Below are 17,796 nucleotides of genomic sequence, written 5' to 3'. Positions count from 1 at the left end.
CAATGTTAAAATTACGAAATGTTTCTTGAAAATACGGTAAATCATAAAGAACAATTTGGTTGGATTGAAGTAATCTGTGGCTCTATGTTTTCTGGTAAAACGGAAGAATTAATCCGTAGACTTAAACGTGCGCAATTTGCAAGACAGAAAGTTGAGATTTTTAAACCTGCGATTGACGTACGTTATGACGAAGATATGGTAGTCTCTCATGACGAGAATCAAATTCGCTCTACACCTGTTCCTGCAGCGGCAAATATTCCTATTCTTGCTGATGGTTGTGATGTTGTTGGCATTGATGAAGCTCAATTTTTTGATGATGAAATTGTTAGAGTATGTAATGATCTTGCCAATAAAGGCGTACGTGTAATTGTTGCCGGTTTAGATATGGATTTTAAAGGAAATCCTTTTGGTCCTATGCCTAATCTTATGGCTACAGCGGAGTATGTTACTAAAGTACACGCTGTTTGTACACGAACTGGAAATTTAGCCCAATATAGTTACAGAAAAGCTAAAAACGAAAACCTGGTACTTTTAGGTGAAGTTGATGAATATGAACCTTTAAGTAGAGCTGCTTTTTACAAGGCTATGATGCGTGATAAGGTAAGGAATATGAAAGTTAACGATGCTCAAGAAGTCACTTCAAAATCTAAAAATTCTAATGCCTAAAGCGCAAGAAACTGTACTTGAAATAGATTTAAAAGCGCTTAAAAATAACTTTAAGCATTTAAAATCAAAACTTAAAAATAGAACTAAATTTTTAGCGGTTGTAAAAGCTTTTGGCTACGGTAGTGATGCTGTTGAAATAGCTAAATACCTAGAAGAGCACGGTGTAGATTACTTTGCAGTTGCCTATGCCAGTGAAGGTGTAGAATTACGTAAAGCCGGTATTACAACTCCTGTTCTGGTGTTGCACCCTATACCCACAAATTTTAAAACTATAATTAATAATTGTTTAGAACCTAACTTATATAACGCCAAAGTTTTAAACGAATTTATTGAAGCTGCTACAAAAGAAAATCAAACAGATTATCCGGTTCATATTAAGTTTAATACGGGATTAAACCGACTCGGGTTTTGGGAAAATGATGTTGATTATGTGATTTCTAAAATAAAAGCAACCCCTGCTGTAAAAGTAACATCTGTCTTTTCACATTTAGCGGCTAGTGAAGATTTAAACGAAAAAGAATTCACTTTAAATCAGATTGAGACTTTTAATTCTATTGCTAAGAACTTTACCAATAATATTGGTTATCAGCCCATGCTTCATATTTGTAATACTTCCGGTATTTTAAATTATCCTGATGCACATTTTGATATGGTTAGAAGTGGAATAGGGCTTTACGGCTTTGGAAATTCTGAAAAAGAAAATAAAGATTTAACTCCAATAGCCTCTTTAAAAACCATTATTTCCCAGATTCATAAAATTGAAAAAGGAGGGTCTGTTGGTTATAACCGAGGATTTAAAAGTGATGATTTTCTTAAGACCGCTACATTGCCCATTGGTCATGCCGATGGTATTGGTCGACAATATGGTAACGGCAAAGGCTATGCAGTGATTAACGGAATACAAGCTCCAATAATTGGAAATGTTTGTATGGATATGATTATGGTTAATGTAACCCACATTGATTGTAATGAAGGAGATGAAGTTATAATTTTTGATTCAAAAGCTACTGCCGAAAATCTTGCCCAAAGTACTGGTACAATTTCTTATGAACTCATTACAAGCATTTCTCAAAGGGTTAAACGTGTTTTTTTTCGATAGAGCCATAACATATGGTGACTTTTTTCATATTTTAGTGTCTCACTAATTACTAACTAAAAATTTAATAATTATGCTTAAAGAGTTTAAAGAGTTTGCAATGAAGGGTAACCTTGTTGACATTGCTGTTGGTTTCGTAATGGGTGCTGCTTTTAAACAAGTAGTGACATCTTTCACTGGAGGTATTGTATCTCCTTTAATTGGTTTGATATTTGATTCAGACTTTAAAGCCTTAAGATATAAACTAAAAGACGGAGCACTAAACGATGCGGGAGAAATGGCAGGAGAAGTTTATTTGGAATACGGAACGTTTTTAACTAACGTTATAGACTTTATTATTGTGGCCTTCGTAATGTTCTTAGTTGTTAAAGGCATCAACAGAATGAAAAAGAAAGAAGAACCAGCTCCAGAGGCTCCTGCAGGACCAAGTCAAGAAGATTTACTTGCAGAAATCAGAGATTTATTAAAGAAATAACTCTTTGTTAAATATATAACAACCTGTTATTTGTTGTTAAAAAGACCTCATTTTCAAAAATTTGAGGTCTTTTTTTTAGCTTAAAAGTATAATTAATGCCTAATTTTGTGCGCTCAAAGTATAACAGTAAAAAAAGAAAAAATGAAAGTAGCTGTAGTTGGAGCCACTGGTATGGTTGGCGAAGTAATGCTAAAAGTTCTTGCAGAACGTAATTTTCCAATAACTGAATTAATTCCAGTAGCATCTGAACGCTCTGTGGGAAAAACTATAACCTATAAAGGGACTGATTATAGCGTTGTTGGTTTAGAAACTGCAGTATCTATGAAACCGGAAATTGCTTTATTCTCTGCAGGTGGTGATACTTCCGTTGAATGGGCGCCAAAATTTGCTGAAGCGGGTACAACAGTTGTTGACAACTCCTCAGCTTGGAGAATGGATCCTACCAAAAAATTGGTTGTTCCAGAAATTAACGCTAATGTTTTAACTAAAGAAGATAAAATTATTGCCAACCCAAACTGTTCAACCATTCAATTGGTGATGGCATTGAATCCGCTTCACGAAAAATATAACATGAAACGTGTGGTTGTTTCAACTTATCAATCGGTTTCAGGTACTGGTGTTAAGGCTGTAAGACAATTAGAAAATGAGATTGCCGGAGTTGAAGGTGAAATGGCTTACCCTTACCCAATTGGTAGAAACGCTTTACCACATTGCGATGTGTTTTTAGATAATGGCTATACTAAAGAAGAAATGAAGTTGGCCAGAGAACCTCAAAAAATTATGGGAGACAGAACATTTTCCATATCTGCCACAGCCGTAAGAATCCCTACAGCTGGTGGGCATTCAGAATCTGTAAACGTTGAGTTTGAAAATGATTTTGATTTAGCTGATGTTCGTCAATTACTAAGTAGCACGCCTGGTGTAATAGTTCAAGATGATTTAGAAAACAACTCATATCCAATGCCAATTTATGCACATGATAAAGATGAAGTTTTTGTTGGACGTATAAGAAGAGACGAAACACAACCTAATACATTAAATATGTGGATTGTTGCTGATAATTTAAGAAAAGGTGCCGCCACTAACACTATTCAAATTGCAGAGTATCTAGTTGAAAATAATTTAGTGTAAGCACAATTTCATTAAAAGATTGTTAAAAGCTTCTGTGTTTTACAGGGGCTTTTTTTATTTTTGATAAAATAAAATCGTCAATCATGCAAAAAGCAATAATTATTGTATTATGCCTTTCCTTATTTATGGCATGCAAAAATGAAACTTCAGAAAAAAATGTTATTGTAGTGAATTACCCAGAAACTAAAACCGTAGATACAATTGATACGTATTTCGGAGTAGATGTGAAAGATCCGTACCGTTGGCTAGAAGATGATATGAGTGATGAAACAGCAGAATGGGTTAAGTCTCAAAACCAAGCAACTTATGGTTACTTGGATAACATTCCGTTTAGAGAAGAGTTAAAAGAACGCTTATCCTCTTTATGGAACTACGAAAAATTAGGAGCGCCATTTAAAGAAGGTAAACATACCTACTACAGTAAAAATGATGGCTTGCAAAATCAGAGTGTATATTACAGAAAAGTAGAAAATGGAGAAGACGAAGTTTTCTTAGACCCAAATACATTTTCTGAAGATGGTACCATATCATTGGGTGGTACCAGTTTTTCAAAAGATGGAAATATTTTGGCTTATTCAATTTCCGAAGGTGGAAGTGATTGGCGTAAGATTATCATCATGGACACCGAGACCAAAGAAATTGTTGAAGACACTTTGGTTGATGTAAAATTTTCTGGGATTTCCTGGTATAAAAATGAAGGGTTTTATTACTCAAGTTATGACAAACCAAAGGGCAGTGAGCTTTCTGCTAAAACAGATCAGCACAAAGTTTATTATCACAAATTAGGTACCTCTCAAAAAAAGGATGTCTTAATCTATGGCGGAACACCTGAAGAAAAGCACCGTTACATCAACGCTGGTGTTACAGAGGACAACAAATATTTAGTAATCACAGCTCGAATTTCTACTACTGGAAATAAACTTTTCATAAAAGATCTTTCTGTTGAGAATAGTCCTTTAATAACTATTTTAGATCACACTAAGAGTAACACCAATATTATAGATAATGACGGAAGCACTTTATATCTAGTTACTAACTTAGATGCTCCAAATAAAAGGATTGTAAAAGTAGATGTGTCTAACCCCACTTCAGAAAACTGGGTAGATGTGATTCCAGAAACTGAGAATGTTTTATTGCCATCTACATCCGGAAAATATCTTATTGCAGAATATATGGTTGATGCCATTTCTAAAGTAATGCAATACGATTATAACGGAAACTTGATTAGAGAAATTAAGCTCCCAGGTATTGGAAATGCTGGTGGTTTTGGAAGTAAAAAAGAAGAAACTATTGATTACTTCACATTTACCAACTACTACACATCTTCAAATATTTACACTCTGAATTTAGAATCAGGTGAAACTGAGTTATATAGAAAATCAGCTATAGAATTCAATGGTGATAATTACGAAAGTAATCAGGTTTTTTATACTTCTAAAGACGGGACTAAAGTTCCTATGATTATCACTCATAAAAAAGGTTTAGAATTAAACGGTAAAAACCCAACTATTCTTTATGGATATGGCGGTTTTAATGTAAGTGAAAACCCTAGGTTTAGTATTGCTATGGCCGTTTGGATGGAAGAAGGGGGTGTTTACGCAGTTCCTAATATTCGTGGTGGTGGAGAATATGGTAAAAGGTGGCATGATGCCGGTATTAAAACCAAAAAGCAAAATGTATTTGACGACTTTATTGCTGCTGGTGAATATTTAATTGAAAACAACTACACTTCTTCAGAGTATTTAGCAATTAGAGGTGGTTCTAATGGAGGTCTTTTAGTTGGTGCGGTAATGACACAGCGTCCAGATTTAGCCAAAGTGGCATTACCTGCAGTGGGTGTTTTAGATATGTTGCGTTACCATACATTTACCGCTGGAGCAGGTTGGGCATATGATTATGGTACAGCTGAAGATAACAAGGAAATGTTTGAATACCTAAAAGGATACTCTCCTTTACACAATGTAAAAGAAGGGACGCAATATCCCGCAACTATGGTTACAACAGGTGATCATGACGACCGTGTGGTGCCAGCTCATAGTTTTAAGTTTGCGGCTGAACTACAAAGCAAGCAAGCGGGAAATAACCCTACTTTAATAAGAATTGAAACTGATGCTGGTCATGGTGCAGGTACCCCTGTAAGTAAAACTATTGAGCAATATGCTGACATTTTTGGTTTTATACTATACAATATGGGGTTTGAGGTATTACCAAGTAAAACCAAAGAGGAAATAAAAGGATAATTTTATTTTATTTATAACTTAAAATCTGCTCAATATTTGGGCAGATTTTTTTATACTATTTTTACTGCTTCATGCTTCAAGTTAAAAACATATCGTTTCGTTATAAAGAAGAGCCCGTTTTAAAGAATATTGACTTTTCGGTTAATGTTGGAGAACATCTATCTATAATTGGGGAAAGCGGTTCTGGCAAAAGTACATTGCTAAAATTACTTTATGGTGAATTCGATTTAAATGAAGGTGAAATCTTTTGGAATGGGAAGCAAATTTTAGGTCCTGCATACAATCTAGTAGTTGGTTATGATTTCATGAAATATGTGGCTCAAGAATTTGACCTAATGCCTTTTACCACCGTTGCAGAAAATGTTGGAGAATTCTTATCTAATTTTTATCCTGAAGAAAAGCAAAATAGAGTTAAAGAATTGTTAGAGGTTGTTGAATTATCACCTTTAGCAAACGCAAAAGTAAAGTTGCTTAGTGGTGGTCAAAAACAACGCGTTGCTCTAGCCAGAGCAATTGCAAAACAACCCGAAATTATTTTACTAGATGAACCTTTTAGCCACATTGATAACTTCAAAAAACAGTCTTTAAGACGAAGTCTTTTTAAGTATTTAAAAGAAAAAAACATCACTTGTATTGTAGCAACTCATGACAAAGATGATGCTATGTCTTTTTCAGACAACATGATGGTAATTCATAACAATGAAATTATTGCAAATAATGCGCCTCAACAAATATTCGACAACCCCGGCACACCATTAATAGCTTCGTTTTTTGGAGAATTTAATGTTATTGAATCCTTCGGCATCGTGTATGCGCATCAACTTAAAGTGGTTGATAAATCAGATTTAAAAGCAACTGTCAAACAATCTTACTACAAAGGGAATTACTACTTAATTGAAGCTGAATTAAATGGTGAGAATATCCTATTTGAAGATGACTCCTTGCTTAGAGAAGGGGCTGAGGTTTTTTTAACTATTGAAAAATAAGCTTAAAAAACTTCATTAATTATAAACTCTTGATTTCTAAAACTAATGGAGTCGCCAACTGTTTTACCAAGCAATAATTGCCCAATAGGTGTACTTGGAGAAATAGCATAAAAAGTTTCGTTTCCAGCCTTTAATTCTCCTGCGCTAATTGAGATAAAATAATTCAAATTAGAGGTGTAAACCACGCTTCCTATATTGACAATATCTGATGTTTTAGTTGTGCCTATTTTAGCCAGAGTTTCTTTAATTTTTTGAATTTCGGCCAACTGATTTCCTGCTTTTTCTCTTTCTAGTTGCAACATGGCTCTACCCGTTTCATGTTTATCACCTGCCGAACTTTTTGTTTCTGAAGTTAGAGATTTCTTGATGTCATCTATTGTATGCTGAACAGTTTTAAGTCTGTTATCAATAAATACTTCACAAGTGTTATATAGATCTTCCTTTATATTCATTTAAACTAAATCCGCTAATTCTTGCCCTATTAAACTTCCAATGGCAATTCCCATGCCTCCAAGTCTAACACCGCAAAACACATTATTACTTAATTGTTTTACTATGGCTTCTTTCTTATTGCCAACACCCATAATACCACTCCATCTATATTCAATTTCAAAATCAGAATCTGGCAAAATGGTTGTTTTTAGAAGTTTCTCTAGCTTACTTTGAATTAAAATTGTTTGTCCAAACTCTGATGTTGTTTCTTCATTAAAAGCTAAATTTCTCCCACCACCTAGTAAAATCCTATCGTCAATATTTCTAAAATAATAATAGCCTCTATCTAAATGAAAAGTTCCCTTTATGTGTAGGTTTTTAATGGGTTTAGTTACCAATACTTGAGCCCTGGCAGGTTTTACTTGCTCACTAATTAATTGAGAGGCAAATCCGTTGGTAGCAATCAACAATTTTGATGAAGAAAAGTTAAAGAAATTTGTTCTTATTTTAACTGAATTGTTGTCTTCTGAGTATTCAAGGACTCTAATATTGTTTATGATTTTAACTCCTTTACTTTGTGCTAAATTTGCTAAAGATTCCATCATTTTTCCAGTATCAATTTGGCCTTCAAATTGATTAAAAATGCATTGTTCCTCAATGTTCTTAAAATGATAACTGTTGTCTTTTAAACCAAAAACACTTTCTTTAAAAAGAGGTTTTAATAGTTTGTTAATTTGTTCTCTTTGAGATAAACATTTATCATACAACTCGTCTTTATCAAGAAACAATTCATAGCCTCCATGACCTTGATAGTCTATATTAGAATCACCTAATATACTTCTTAAAAGCTTTAATCCTTCAACACGTTTTTTAACAAGTTTGAAAACATCTTCTTTAGAATGGGTTTTTAAATCATCAATGATTTCACTCAAACTTCCAAAACAAGCAAATCCAGCATTTTTAGTACTTGCTCCTTGTGGAAATATCCCTTTTTCTAATACTAAAATATTAGATTTTGGAAATCTTTCTTTTAATTGCAAAGCACAATTTAGACCTACAATACCACCTCCAACAATAGTAAAGTCTATGTTAGTTAACCAACTTTTTATTTCCCAATAGGAAAGATTCATAATACTAAGTTAATGCTTTTGTATTAAGGATAGAAGCGGCATCCTTTTTTGAAGTATGAAAAAAAGATATAGCGGATAGCATGACCCTTGGGGAACACTATAAAAAAACTCCGAAATTACTTTCGGAGTCTTAATTTATTCATCTTCTGAAACTTTCTTTATTACAAAGTCTTCCATAAATTTAGTGGTATAATTACCAGCTAAATAATCTGGATGTTCCATAAGTTGTCTATGGAAAGGAATGGTTGTTTTTATTCCTTCTATAACGAACTCTTCTAAAGCGCGTTTCATTTTATTTATAGCTTCTTCTCTAGTTTGCGCAGTTGTAATTAACTTAGCAATCATAGAGTCATAATTTGGTGGAATAGAATAGCCTGCATACACATGCGTATCTAACCTTACACCATGACCTCCAGGAGCGTGAAGCGTTGTGATTTTACCTGGTGATGGTCTGAAGTCGTTAAACGGATCTTCTGCATTAATTCTACATTCTATAGAGTGTAGATTTGGCATATAGTTTTTACCTGAAATTGGCACGCCAGCAGCCACTAATATTTGCTCACGTATCAAATCAAAATCAATTACTTGTTCTGTAATTGGATGCTCAACTTGAATACGGGTATTCATTTCCATGAAATAGAAGTTTCTATGCTTATCTACTAAAAACTCTACAGTTCCAGCACCCTCATATTTAATATATTCTGCTGCACGAACCGCTGCATCTCCCATTTTCTGACGCAATTCATCAGTCATAAAAGGAGAAGGCACTTCTTCTGTTAATTTTTGATGACGACGTTGTACAGAACAATCTCTTTCTGATAAGTGACATGCTCTACCGGTAGAATCTCCAACAATTTGAATTTCAATATGTCTAGGCTCTTCAATAAGCTTTTCCATATACATATCATCATTGCCAAATGCTGCTTTACTTTCTTGTCTTGCAGAATCCCAGGCATCTTTAAGGTCTTCTTGTTTGAAAACACCTCGCATACCTTTTCCGCCACCTCCAGCAGAAGCTTTTAGCATTACAGGATAACCTGTTTCAACTGCTAGCTTTTCACATTCTTCAAAATCCTTTATTATACCATCACTTCCTGGAACACAAGGTACGCCTGCCGCTTTCATGGTTTCTTTGGCATTGGCCTTGTCTCCCATTCTGTCAATCATTTCAGCAGAAGCTCCGATGAATTTTATACCATGTTCTGTACAAATTTTAGAGAACTTTGCGTTTTCTGAAAGGAAACCATATCCAGGGTGAATAGCATCTGCATTAGTAATTTCTGCAGCTGCGATTATATTAGACATTTTAAGGTAAGACTCGCTACTTGGAGCAGGCCCTATACAAACAGCTTCATCGGCAAATTTTACATGTAAACTTTCCTCATCAGCCTTTGAGTAAACCGCAACGGTTTTAATGCCCATTTCTTTACAGGTTCTAATAACACGTAGTGCTATTTCTCCTCTATTGGCTACTAATATTTTTTTAAACATAACTGTTTTTTTAAAAATTCAATTTCCAAGCACCAAATTCCAATAGTTGGGGTTTTGGATTTGTAGATTGGAATTTTTAATAGGTTATGAAGGGTCCACCAAAAATAAAGGTTGATCAAATTCTACGGGAGAAGAATCATCAACCAAAATCTTAACAACTTTACCAGAAACTTCAGATTCAATTTCATTGAAAAGTTTCATAGCTTCAATAATACAAAGCACGTCTCCTTCTGCAATGGTTTGACCAACCTCTACAAATAAAGGTTTGTCTGGTGAAGGTTTTCTGTAGAAAGTTCCTATGATAGGTGATTTTATAGTAATATATTTTGATTCGTCGTCTGCTGGTGCAGGAGCTGCAGGAGCAGCTGCTGGCGCACTTGCTTCAACAGCAGGAGCTGCTGCTGGTACCATTTGTTGAGCTATATGAGGAGCAGGAAGTTGCTGAACGATAGTTGTTTCTGTATCCGATCCTGTTTTAATGGTGATTTTTACATCATCCATCTCCAATTTAACCTCGCTTGCACCTGACTTGGCAACAAACCTGATTAAGTTTTGAATCTCTTTAATATCCATAATTTTACTAATTAGTTAATGGTTAGTTATCTTAATTAATTATATGCCCATTGTAAATAAATGGACCCCCAATTAAATCCACCACCAAAGGCAGCGAATATTAAATTATCTCCTTTTTTAAGTTGGCTTTCGTAATCATGTAATAATAACGGTAAGGTTGCTGAAGTAGTATTCCCGTACTTATGTATGTTCATCATTACTTTTTCTTCTTCCAACTCTATTCTGTTAGCGGTAGCATCTATAATACGCTTGTTAGCTTGATGTGCTACTAACCAATCTATACTTTCTTTAGTTAGATTGTTTCTTTCTAATATTTTAACGGCCGCATCCGCCATATTGAATACGGCATTTTTAAACACTGTTCTCCCTTCTTGAAAAGCATAATGACCACCTTCATCAATAGCTTCATGCGTTACCGGATTTACAGATCCACCATAAGTAGCTTGTAAAAACTCTCTTCCAGTTCCGTCACTTCTTAAATACTCATCTTTTAAACCTAAACCTTCATTGTTTGGTTCAAATAAAACAGCTCCTGCACCATCTCCGAAAATGATACAAGTAGCTCTGTCTTTATAATTAATCATAGACGACATCTTATCGGCTCCAATTAAAAGGACATTTTTATAAGTACCAGACTCTATATATTTTGCTGCAACCGACATTCCGAATAAAAAACTAGAACATGCGGCATCTAAATCGAATGAAAAAGCATTTACAGCTCCAATACCAGATGCAGTAAAAGCTGCAGTAGAGGCAGCTTTCATATCGGGTGTTGCCGTAGCAACAATAACAAGTTCTATATCTTTAGGGTCAATTCCTCTTTTCTTAATGAGATCTTTAGCAGCGTTAATTGCTAAAAAAGAGGTTCCTTTTCCTTCTTCTTTTAAAATTCTTCGTTCTTTGATGCCTGTTCTCGTAGTAATCCATTCATCGTTAGTATCAACCATTGTCTCAAGGATTTGATTGGTTAATACGTATTCTGGCACATATGCACCTACAGCTGTAATTGCCGCTGAGATTTTACTCATAACTTTGTAGTTAAATCGACTAAAAAATCATTAAAATTGAACAAAAACACTCAAATTTTGGTGAAAACTACTAAATTTTAGTGTAATAACACACAATTAATGTGTTTTTGTCTTTAGAAAAAGCCTATCATAAAAAAAACGCTCACAAGTGAGCGTTTTATACTATGCGCGCATATAGTTTATGCTAAATTTTCTGCTTCTTCAGAGTTGTCAATTAGAACTTGACCTCTGTAGTATAATTTCCCTTCAAACCAGTGAGCTCTATGGTATAAATGCGCTTCACCAGTAGTTGGGCAAGTAGCAATCTGTGGCGCAGTTGCTTTATAATGTGTTCTTCTTTTATCTCTTCTTGTTTTAGAGATTTTTCTTTTAGGATGTGCCATTTTTTATATTATTTATCCGTTAATAGTTTCTTTAATGTATTCCAACGAGGATCAATATCCTCTTCTTTGTCTTTATCTTCACTAAGCTTTGGGCTTAACTCTTCTAATTTTTTAAGTATATCTGAATTTAATGTTCCGTCTTCAACTCCTGGGTGAATTCTTTTAATTGGCACCGCCAATACAATCAATTCGTAAATATATTGTTCAATACTAATTTCATAAGTTCCATGTGGAACCATTAAAATATCAACATGTTCGTCATTGTACTCATCACCAAACTTAACTACTAATTCAAACTCATTTTCAATAGTTTGATTATAGGGTTCGTTTGTTAAATCACAATTAATATTTACAAAACCAGAGGCCTTAAAACGTAACTCTAAAAATGTTGATTTCTTTTCTAATTCAACTTCAACATTAACGTCTACATTGTTAAATTCTTTATACTCAAAATGTTCAAAGAACGCCTGCTCTATTTTATGCTCAAAATGATGCTTTCCTATTTTTAATCCAACAAACTGGATTGCGAACTCTTTCATTGGCTTCATTGTCACATCTAATTTGAGCCTGCAAATATATGAATTTTTATATTACGCAACATTACTTATAAACATTTTTTTGTTTATAATTATCTACGCATCTTTTTTAATGGATTTGCCGTAAGTTCCTCATAATCAAATCTATTTTTATAAATCTGAATTGCTGAGAAAACGGCTTCTTTAAATGAACTAGCATCGGCTTCTCCTTTTCCAGCAATCTCATAAGCAGTTCCATGGTCTGGAGACGTTCTAATTTTGTTTAAGCCTGCTGTGAAATTCACTCCTTGCCCAAAAGACAATGTCTTAAAAGGAATTAAACCTTGGTCATGATATGAGGCCACAATAGCATCAAAATTCTTGTAATTATTAGAGCCAAAAAAGCTATCAGCGGCATAAGGGCCAAAAACCAATTTTCCTTCTTCCTTAATTTTTTTAAGGGTAGGACGTAAAACTTCGTCATCTTCTTTACCAATAACGCCATTATCTCCGGTGTGCGGGTTTATTCCTAAAACAGCAATTTTAGGTCTTCTTATTTTGAAATCTTTTTGAAGTGACTGGTAAATGGTGTTAATCTTTTCAACGATTAAATCTTCCGAAATATGCTCCACAATATCTTTAACAGGAACGTGGTCTGTTAGCAATCCAACTCTTAAATTTCCTGTAACCATAAACATCAAGCTCTCGCCCTGTAATTCTTGAGCCAGAAAATCTGTATGTCCCGGAAATTTAAATTCATTAGATTGTATATTAGATTTATTAATGGGTGCTGTTACTAAAACATCAATTTCATTATTCTTTAATGAATTAGTAGCTGCCTTTAAAGATTTAATGGCATATTCCCCAATTTTAATGTCTTCTTTACCAAATTCAATTTTTACAGGTTCATTCCAACAATTATACACATTAACCTTCCCATGTGCTAATTGATTTATGCCATTGATATTATGATAATTAACACCTGATTTAAAATGAGTTTTAAAAAAATTCATGGTTTTTGCCGACGCAAAAATTACTGGAGTACAAAAGTCTAAAATCCTAGGATCTTCAAACGTTTTTAATACTATTTCCCCTCCAATACCATTCAAGTCACCAATTGATATTCCAACTATTATATTTTCTTCTTTCTTCATAAGAAATGACAACTTTTGTTCGTAATTTTGATGTTGCAAATTTAACCAAATAAACAGATAATAGTATGTTTACGGGAATTATTGAAGATATCGGCCTTATCTCTAATTTGAAAGAAGAGAATTCTAATCTTCATATCACAGTAAAAAGCAATATTACTTCAGAATTAAAAATAGACCAAAGTGTTGCTCATAACGGGGTTTGTTTAACTGTAGTTGATATAAATAAAGACGAATATACTGTTACGGCTATTAAGGAAACTTTAGATAAATCTAATTTAGGAAGCTTAAAACTAAACGACAAGGTTAATTTGGAACGCGCCATGAAATTAGGTGACCGATTAGATGGCCATATTGTACAAGGTCATGTAGATCAAACTGGAATTTGCACCAATGTTAAAGAAGAAAATGGCAGTTGGTTTTTTACTTTTGATTACGATTCTACATTGAATAACCTTACCATTGAAAAGGGATCAATAACAGTAAACGGAACAAGTTTGACAGTTGTGAATTCTAAAAAAGATAGTTTTAGTGTAGCTATTATTCCGTATACCTACAAGCATACAAATTTTAACACCTTTAAAGAAGGTACCGAGGTGAATTTAGAGTTTGATGTTCTTGGAAAATATGTTACTAAACTTTTATCAATTAATCACTAAAAGTTTATTCTCTCTTTTTTCAATATTTTCTTAATTCCAAGTATTAAAGCTAAACCTGCTAGAAAAAAAGCATTCACCCCTATAGAAAGTCCAGGAGGAGGTGTAGGCGGTGGTGGCGGAGGAACATCCTTTTGAGCAAACCCAATAAAGCCTATTAATACAAATAAGACAACGGTTAATATTCTTTTTTTTCGTGTAGTCATGGGTTTGGCAAATGTAAAAAAAAACAAGTTCTATCAAAAATAATTATGCCCTTTAAGCCCAAAAAACATCCATTAAAAACATAAATCATCGACGAAATGCGTTTTTTTAGCTAAAATAGCAATTTTTCCTATAAAACAATTCAAAGTAAAAATAATCCCTCTTTTTACCAGCAAAACAAATATATACAAATTAAAACGAAATAATAGTGCAATTCAGCCTAAGGATTTATTAACAATCAATCTAAAAGCATATAGTTTCAAAACATTCAAAAAACATCGTTCTCTTCAAACATTGTTAATGTTGTTTCAACTGTCATAAGACTTTTTAAAACTCGGGGATATCATTTAAATTCACCCCCAAAACTTTGTTAGAGATTTCATTTAAAACATCAAAATCTCCTTCAAAATGATAAGTGGTTTGCGAGTGAAAAATAGATTGCTTGGGAGCCAATTCTTTAGCAGAAGATGAAGACTCAAATTCATAAAAAGGCCAGTTTTGATTTAATGAAACATCAACGTTTCCATTAAAAATATTAATAACATCACCCGCGTACGGAGCCTTGTTTTCAGGTAATGAGTTTACGTAAACTCCATTATTTTCAAAATTAAATGTAACAATATTTAGTAAGTTATTTTTTTTAGAATAACTACCCATAACATTTTTAGTAAACTGTGGTGGTGTCCCTATTTTATTAAGTCCTAGAGCATCTGCCTTATAGAACACTACACCATCTTTAATTTGCATTCTGTCAATAGTTGTCTTTGTGAAATATTCTGTAATTGAGTCCGTTTGTCTGGTTAACGGAATAATAACTCTATTATCAGAACTTGTATTCATACAGCCTAATTCCCAAAGTGATAGTAAGCCTGTTTCTTTATTCCATTGTTCATTACCAATATTAGTCATAGTTGTTTCTGCACTAAAACCAACGTAAGAAATTTGGTCTAAATTAATACCTAGACTATTTTCGATTTGGTTACCATTCAGAATTGATATTTCCCGTTCCAAGCCAATTGAAAATGTATAGTTCTGATTGTTTTTAATATTCATGTCACCAACATATGTAATAGAATGTTCTGTTCTTGTTTTTTCTTTGAACTTAACATTACTTAAATCATGAGGCGCTCGCATATTTTCGTCAATCTGTTCTACATTAGCATCAAAGAAGATGGAGTAATTGCCAAATTCTGGTGCAAACCAAACTCTACTTTCACCTCCCAAATAAGCTATATTGGTTGAATGCTTATTATTCTCAATTAAACCAGCGTTGAAATATCCGTAACTTCTACCATTTAGACCTTTGGAAGAACTTGCGAAAACTCTGCCTTGATAAGGTCCGGAAACAGCAATCATAGATTCATCAGACTTCAATACTTCTATGCCTTCAATGGGCTTTAATTGCTTTAACTGATATGCAAATGTGCCTTTTTTGAATTCAGATTTACACGAATATGAAATTAATAAAACTAAAAGAATAAATGGTTTGAAAAGTCTAGCGTCCATAGGTTAAAGTTAAAGAAATTTTCAATTTAATTATTACTTCTGTATTCATACATAGAATAGGTGGTTTCTTTAACTTTTTCAATAAGTTCTTTATAAGGATTATCACAAACATCAATAAAACCAACGTTGTAATTTTCGCCATCAAATCTACCTGTATTTGGTTCATCTAAGTACTGAAACCAGTGGGCACCGACAATGTATTTGTTTCTTAAAGCACCTTGTATATAATCTTGATACATTTGACCACGCTCTGCTTGATCTTTGGCCTTTTTAATTCCTACATGGAAATTACCTCTGTCTAATGCTCCAAAGTGGAATTCTCCAATCATTATTGGCTTGTCTACCCCCTCAGGTAAGGACATTTTTTCAATGCTATATTCATATTTATTGAAACTCATGATATCTAAATATCTGCTAGCTGCGGTTAGTACCACATCATTATTTGCCCAAGCAAATCTACAACCTAAATAATTTTGATTTGGAGCTACACGTTTCAACTCTTCATTAATGGTTTTAAAGTAGGTATCAGCTATTTTATCATAAAACGCAATGAGGTCTTCTTTAGCGAATTCTTCATTTGGAGATTCCTGAGATTCTAGAATGGCATTCCAAGAATCATGATTAGTTTTCCAAACTTTGTTTAGATTTTCAATAGTTGAATATTTTAATATTAAATCGTTAACAAATTCTATTTTCGCTGGTTGTGAAGATGGACTATTTAGAGTTCCAACAGATAACGATCCCAATAAACCCCAAGACAATTCATTATCAACAAAATAACCAATACAAAAAGGGTCTCCTGCACCTTCTCTTTGCCTTTCTACTGATGCTCTTACTGCTTCTCTAAATTTAGGGTCGAAAACATCATGAAATTTACCCCAAAAACCTTCAGATCCTTGAATTTTTGGTGTGTTTCTAATCCAAATAGACCCTACATAAGGTGTTCTTTGTTGGCGTGTAGCTCCAAAATCTGAAACAAAGCCAATAGTATTCATACCCCAATCTTTTATGCGTAAATGAGCCATGTCCCGAAACATAGTTAACCAATCTTCGCCATATTTTCTGTATAGGTTGCTTTGGTAGAAATTATAAGAATCGTACGGTAATTTATCTTTGTAAAACCCATGAGAAGCGTGCCTTCCTTTGCCATAATACTGCCCCAAAACACTATCTTTTTCGGGTAAGAATCTGAAGTAATTCTCTCTGTGACTAATACCAGTAAATACAGATTCTGATGACACACAATTCAAACCTGTTGTCCAGAATAAATAGCCTTCAGGGTCTACAATCCACCATTTGTTATCTACTTTTTCTGTTCTGAAAAAACCAGTTGCTTTTAGTTTAGGACCAGCAGACCAACCGCCAAACTTTCCAATATTTTCCGGTCCTTTTGATGACTTTAAATGTGCTAACTCTTTTTGTGCATAAGTTTTTAGCTCCTCATCTGAATGCATTTTGCCTTCCCAATCTTTATGAATGTATTGTCCGTATTCATCTATAAATGGGAAGAATCCTTCCGAACTTCTTTCTTCATACTTCCCAACAGCCCTTACATTATCAACGGTAAAATTGTTAGGTTGCATAGCGTAACGTGAACAGAAAGTAAACTCAGTAACTTTAGTGAGGTCTGCTTTTATTTTACCAGGAATCCCTCTTAGTCCGTTAACTTCAATTTGAGGGTTATGAATCCAAGGAGTCCAAGCTAAATCAACAGTAATAGTTTTGCTTTCTCCTGGTTCTAAATCTATATAGTCAGAACAATACCAGCGTAATAAACCGTCAGGATCATTACCAACAAACAATTCTACTTGAATATCTTCATCTCCAACATTAGATACATCTGCTTTTACTTGAAAATAACCAGACAAATCCCATGACTCATTTTTAGGGCTCACTAATCTTACTCCTGTCTCTCTAATGGTAAATCCATTGTTTACTTTTATGTAATTATTTCCATCTTTTTCAACCAATTCAAAAGTAGCATCTTGTGGTTTTACAAATTCAGCTTGGGTAACATCTTCAAAGTCAAACAACAATAATTTATGTTTTTGTTGTTTCTCTTCACAGCTTATTAAAAGTGTTATGGTTATTGTTAAGAAGAATAGGTTTTTAAGCGTTTTCATATAATTCCGG

Annotated in this window: 18 protein-coding genes; 7 read left to right on the top strand and 11 right to left on the bottom strand. The window is 33.7% G+C overall.

From position 1 onward, the window contains the following. Positions 1-18: 18 nt before the first annotated feature. From FUA22_RS11925 to FUA22_RS11900, 6 genes are all read left to right on the top strand, one after another. Complete coding sequence (locus FUA22_RS11925; RefSeq protein WP_147768631.1) at positions 19-666, top strand: thymidine kinase; 648 nt, start codon at positions 19-21, stop codon at positions 664-666. After that, positions 659-1,765 carry an alanine racemase gene (alr, locus tag FUA22_RS11920; RefSeq protein ID WP_147768629.1) on the top strand — a complete coding sequence of 369 codons (1,107 nt, stop codon included), beginning with the start codon at positions 659-661 and terminating at the stop codon, positions 1,763-1,765. The genes FUA22_RS11925 and alr overlap by 8 nt, the downstream gene beginning before the upstream one ends. Before the next feature lie 70 nt (positions 1,766-1,835). Further along, the gene (gene mscL, locus FUA22_RS11915) at positions 1,836-2,237 is read left to right on the top strand and encodes a large-conductance mechanosensitive channel protein MscL (protein ID WP_147768626.1); all 402 of its coding nucleotides are present in this window, start codon (positions 1,836-1,838) and stop codon (positions 2,235-2,237) included. A gap of 141 nt (positions 2,238-2,378) precedes the next feature. Next, complete coding sequence (locus FUA22_RS11910; protein ID WP_147768624.1) at positions 2,379-3,368, top strand: aspartate-semialdehyde dehydrogenase; 990 nt, start codon at positions 2,379-2,381, stop codon at positions 3,366-3,368. Between the two features lie 83 nt (positions 3,369-3,451). Further along, positions 3,452-5,608, top strand: a complete 2,157-nt coding sequence (locus FUA22_RS11905) for a prolyl oligopeptidase family serine peptidase (RefSeq protein WP_147768622.1) — start codon at positions 3,452-3,454, stop codon at positions 5,606-5,608. Positions 5,609-5,679: 71 nt separating this feature from the next. Further along, entirely contained in the window at positions 5,680-6,594 is a 915-nt protein-coding gene (locus FUA22_RS11900) for an ABC transporter ATP-binding protein (protein ID WP_147768620.1), read from the top strand. Between the two features lie 2 nt (positions 6,595-6,596). On the opposite strand, the gene FUA22_RS11895 is transcribed toward FUA22_RS11900, so the two are convergent. From FUA22_RS11895 to pdxA, 8 genes are all read right to left on the bottom strand, one after another. Next, positions 6,597-7,046, bottom strand: a complete 450-nt coding sequence (locus FUA22_RS11895; RefSeq protein WP_147768618.1) for a GreA/GreB family elongation factor — start codon at positions 7,044-7,046, stop codon at positions 6,597-6,599. Further along, positions 7,047-8,156, bottom strand: a complete 1,110-nt coding sequence (locus FUA22_RS11890) for an NAD(P)/FAD-dependent oxidoreductase (protein ID WP_147768616.1) — start codon at positions 8,154-8,156, stop codon at positions 7,047-7,049. Between the two features lie 135 nt (positions 8,157-8,291). Beyond that, positions 8,292-9,647: an acetyl-CoA carboxylase biotin carboxylase subunit gene (accC, locus tag FUA22_RS11885; protein ID WP_147768614.1), complete on the bottom strand. Its 1,356-nt coding sequence runs from the start codon at positions 9,645-9,647 to the stop codon at positions 8,292-8,294. 84 nt (positions 9,648-9,731) lie between these two features. Then, positions 9,732-10,220, bottom strand: coding sequence for an acetyl-CoA carboxylase biotin carboxyl carrier protein (accB, locus tag FUA22_RS11880; RefSeq protein ID WP_147768612.1), 489 nt, complete (start codon positions 10,218-10,220; stop codon positions 9,732-9,734). 35 nt (positions 10,221-10,255) lie between these two features. Continuing rightward, a complete protein-coding gene (locus FUA22_RS11875) occupies positions 10,256-11,248 on the bottom strand; it encodes a beta-ketoacyl-ACP synthase III (RefSeq protein ID WP_147768611.1) in 993 nt (330 codons plus the stop codon). A gap of 179 nt (positions 11,249-11,427) precedes the next feature. Next, positions 11,428-11,631: a 50S ribosomal protein L32 gene (rpmF, locus tag FUA22_RS11870; RefSeq protein WP_147768609.1), complete on the bottom strand. Its 204-nt coding sequence runs from the start codon at positions 11,629-11,631 to the stop codon at positions 11,428-11,430. 8 nt (positions 11,632-11,639) lie between these two features. Then, complete coding sequence (locus tag FUA22_RS11865; protein WP_147768607.1) at positions 11,640-12,179, bottom strand: YceD family protein; 540 nt, start codon at positions 12,177-12,179, stop codon at positions 11,640-11,642. An 80-nt stretch (positions 12,180-12,259) separates the two neighbouring features. Continuing rightward, positions 12,260-13,300, bottom strand: coding sequence for a 4-hydroxythreonine-4-phosphate dehydrogenase PdxA (gene pdxA, locus FUA22_RS11860; RefSeq protein ID WP_147768605.1), 1,041 nt, complete (start codon positions 13,298-13,300; stop codon positions 12,260-12,262). A 65-nt stretch (positions 13,301-13,365) separates the two neighbouring features. Between pdxA and FUA22_RS11855 the strand changes: the two genes are divergently transcribed. Then, positions 13,366-13,956: a riboflavin synthase gene (locus FUA22_RS11855; RefSeq protein ID WP_147768603.1), complete on the top strand. Its 591-nt coding sequence runs from the start codon at positions 13,366-13,368 to the stop codon at positions 13,954-13,956. On the opposite strand, the gene FUA22_RS11850 is transcribed toward FUA22_RS11855, so the two are convergent. From FUA22_RS11850 to FUA22_RS11840, 3 genes are all read right to left on the bottom strand, one after another. Next, positions 13,953-14,159: a hypothetical protein gene (locus tag FUA22_RS11850; RefSeq protein ID WP_147768601.1), complete on the bottom strand. Its 207-nt coding sequence runs from the start codon at positions 14,157-14,159 to the stop codon at positions 13,953-13,955. The two genes, FUA22_RS11855 and FUA22_RS11850, sit on opposite strands and share 4 nt — an antisense overlap. Before the next feature lie 325 nt (positions 14,160-14,484). Then, positions 14,485-15,663, bottom strand: a complete 1,179-nt coding sequence (locus FUA22_RS11845; protein WP_147768598.1) for a DUF6786 family protein — start codon at positions 15,661-15,663, stop codon at positions 14,485-14,487. Positions 15,664-15,689: 26 nt separating this feature from the next. Then, on the bottom strand, positions 15,690-17,786 hold the full coding sequence (locus FUA22_RS11840) for a beta-agarase (protein WP_147768596.1): 2,097 nt from the start codon (positions 17,784-17,786) through the stop codon (positions 15,690-15,692). Positions 17,787-17,796 lie beyond the last annotated feature (10 nt).

Source organism: Seonamhaeicola maritimus (genome assembly GCF_008056315.1).
Taxonomy (GTDB): Bacteria; Bacteroidota; Bacteroidia; order Flavobacteriales; family Flavobacteriaceae; genus Seonamhaeicola; species Seonamhaeicola maritimus.
Note: the sequence above shows the minus strand (reverse complement) of the source record. Positions and strands in the feature narration are given on the sequence as shown.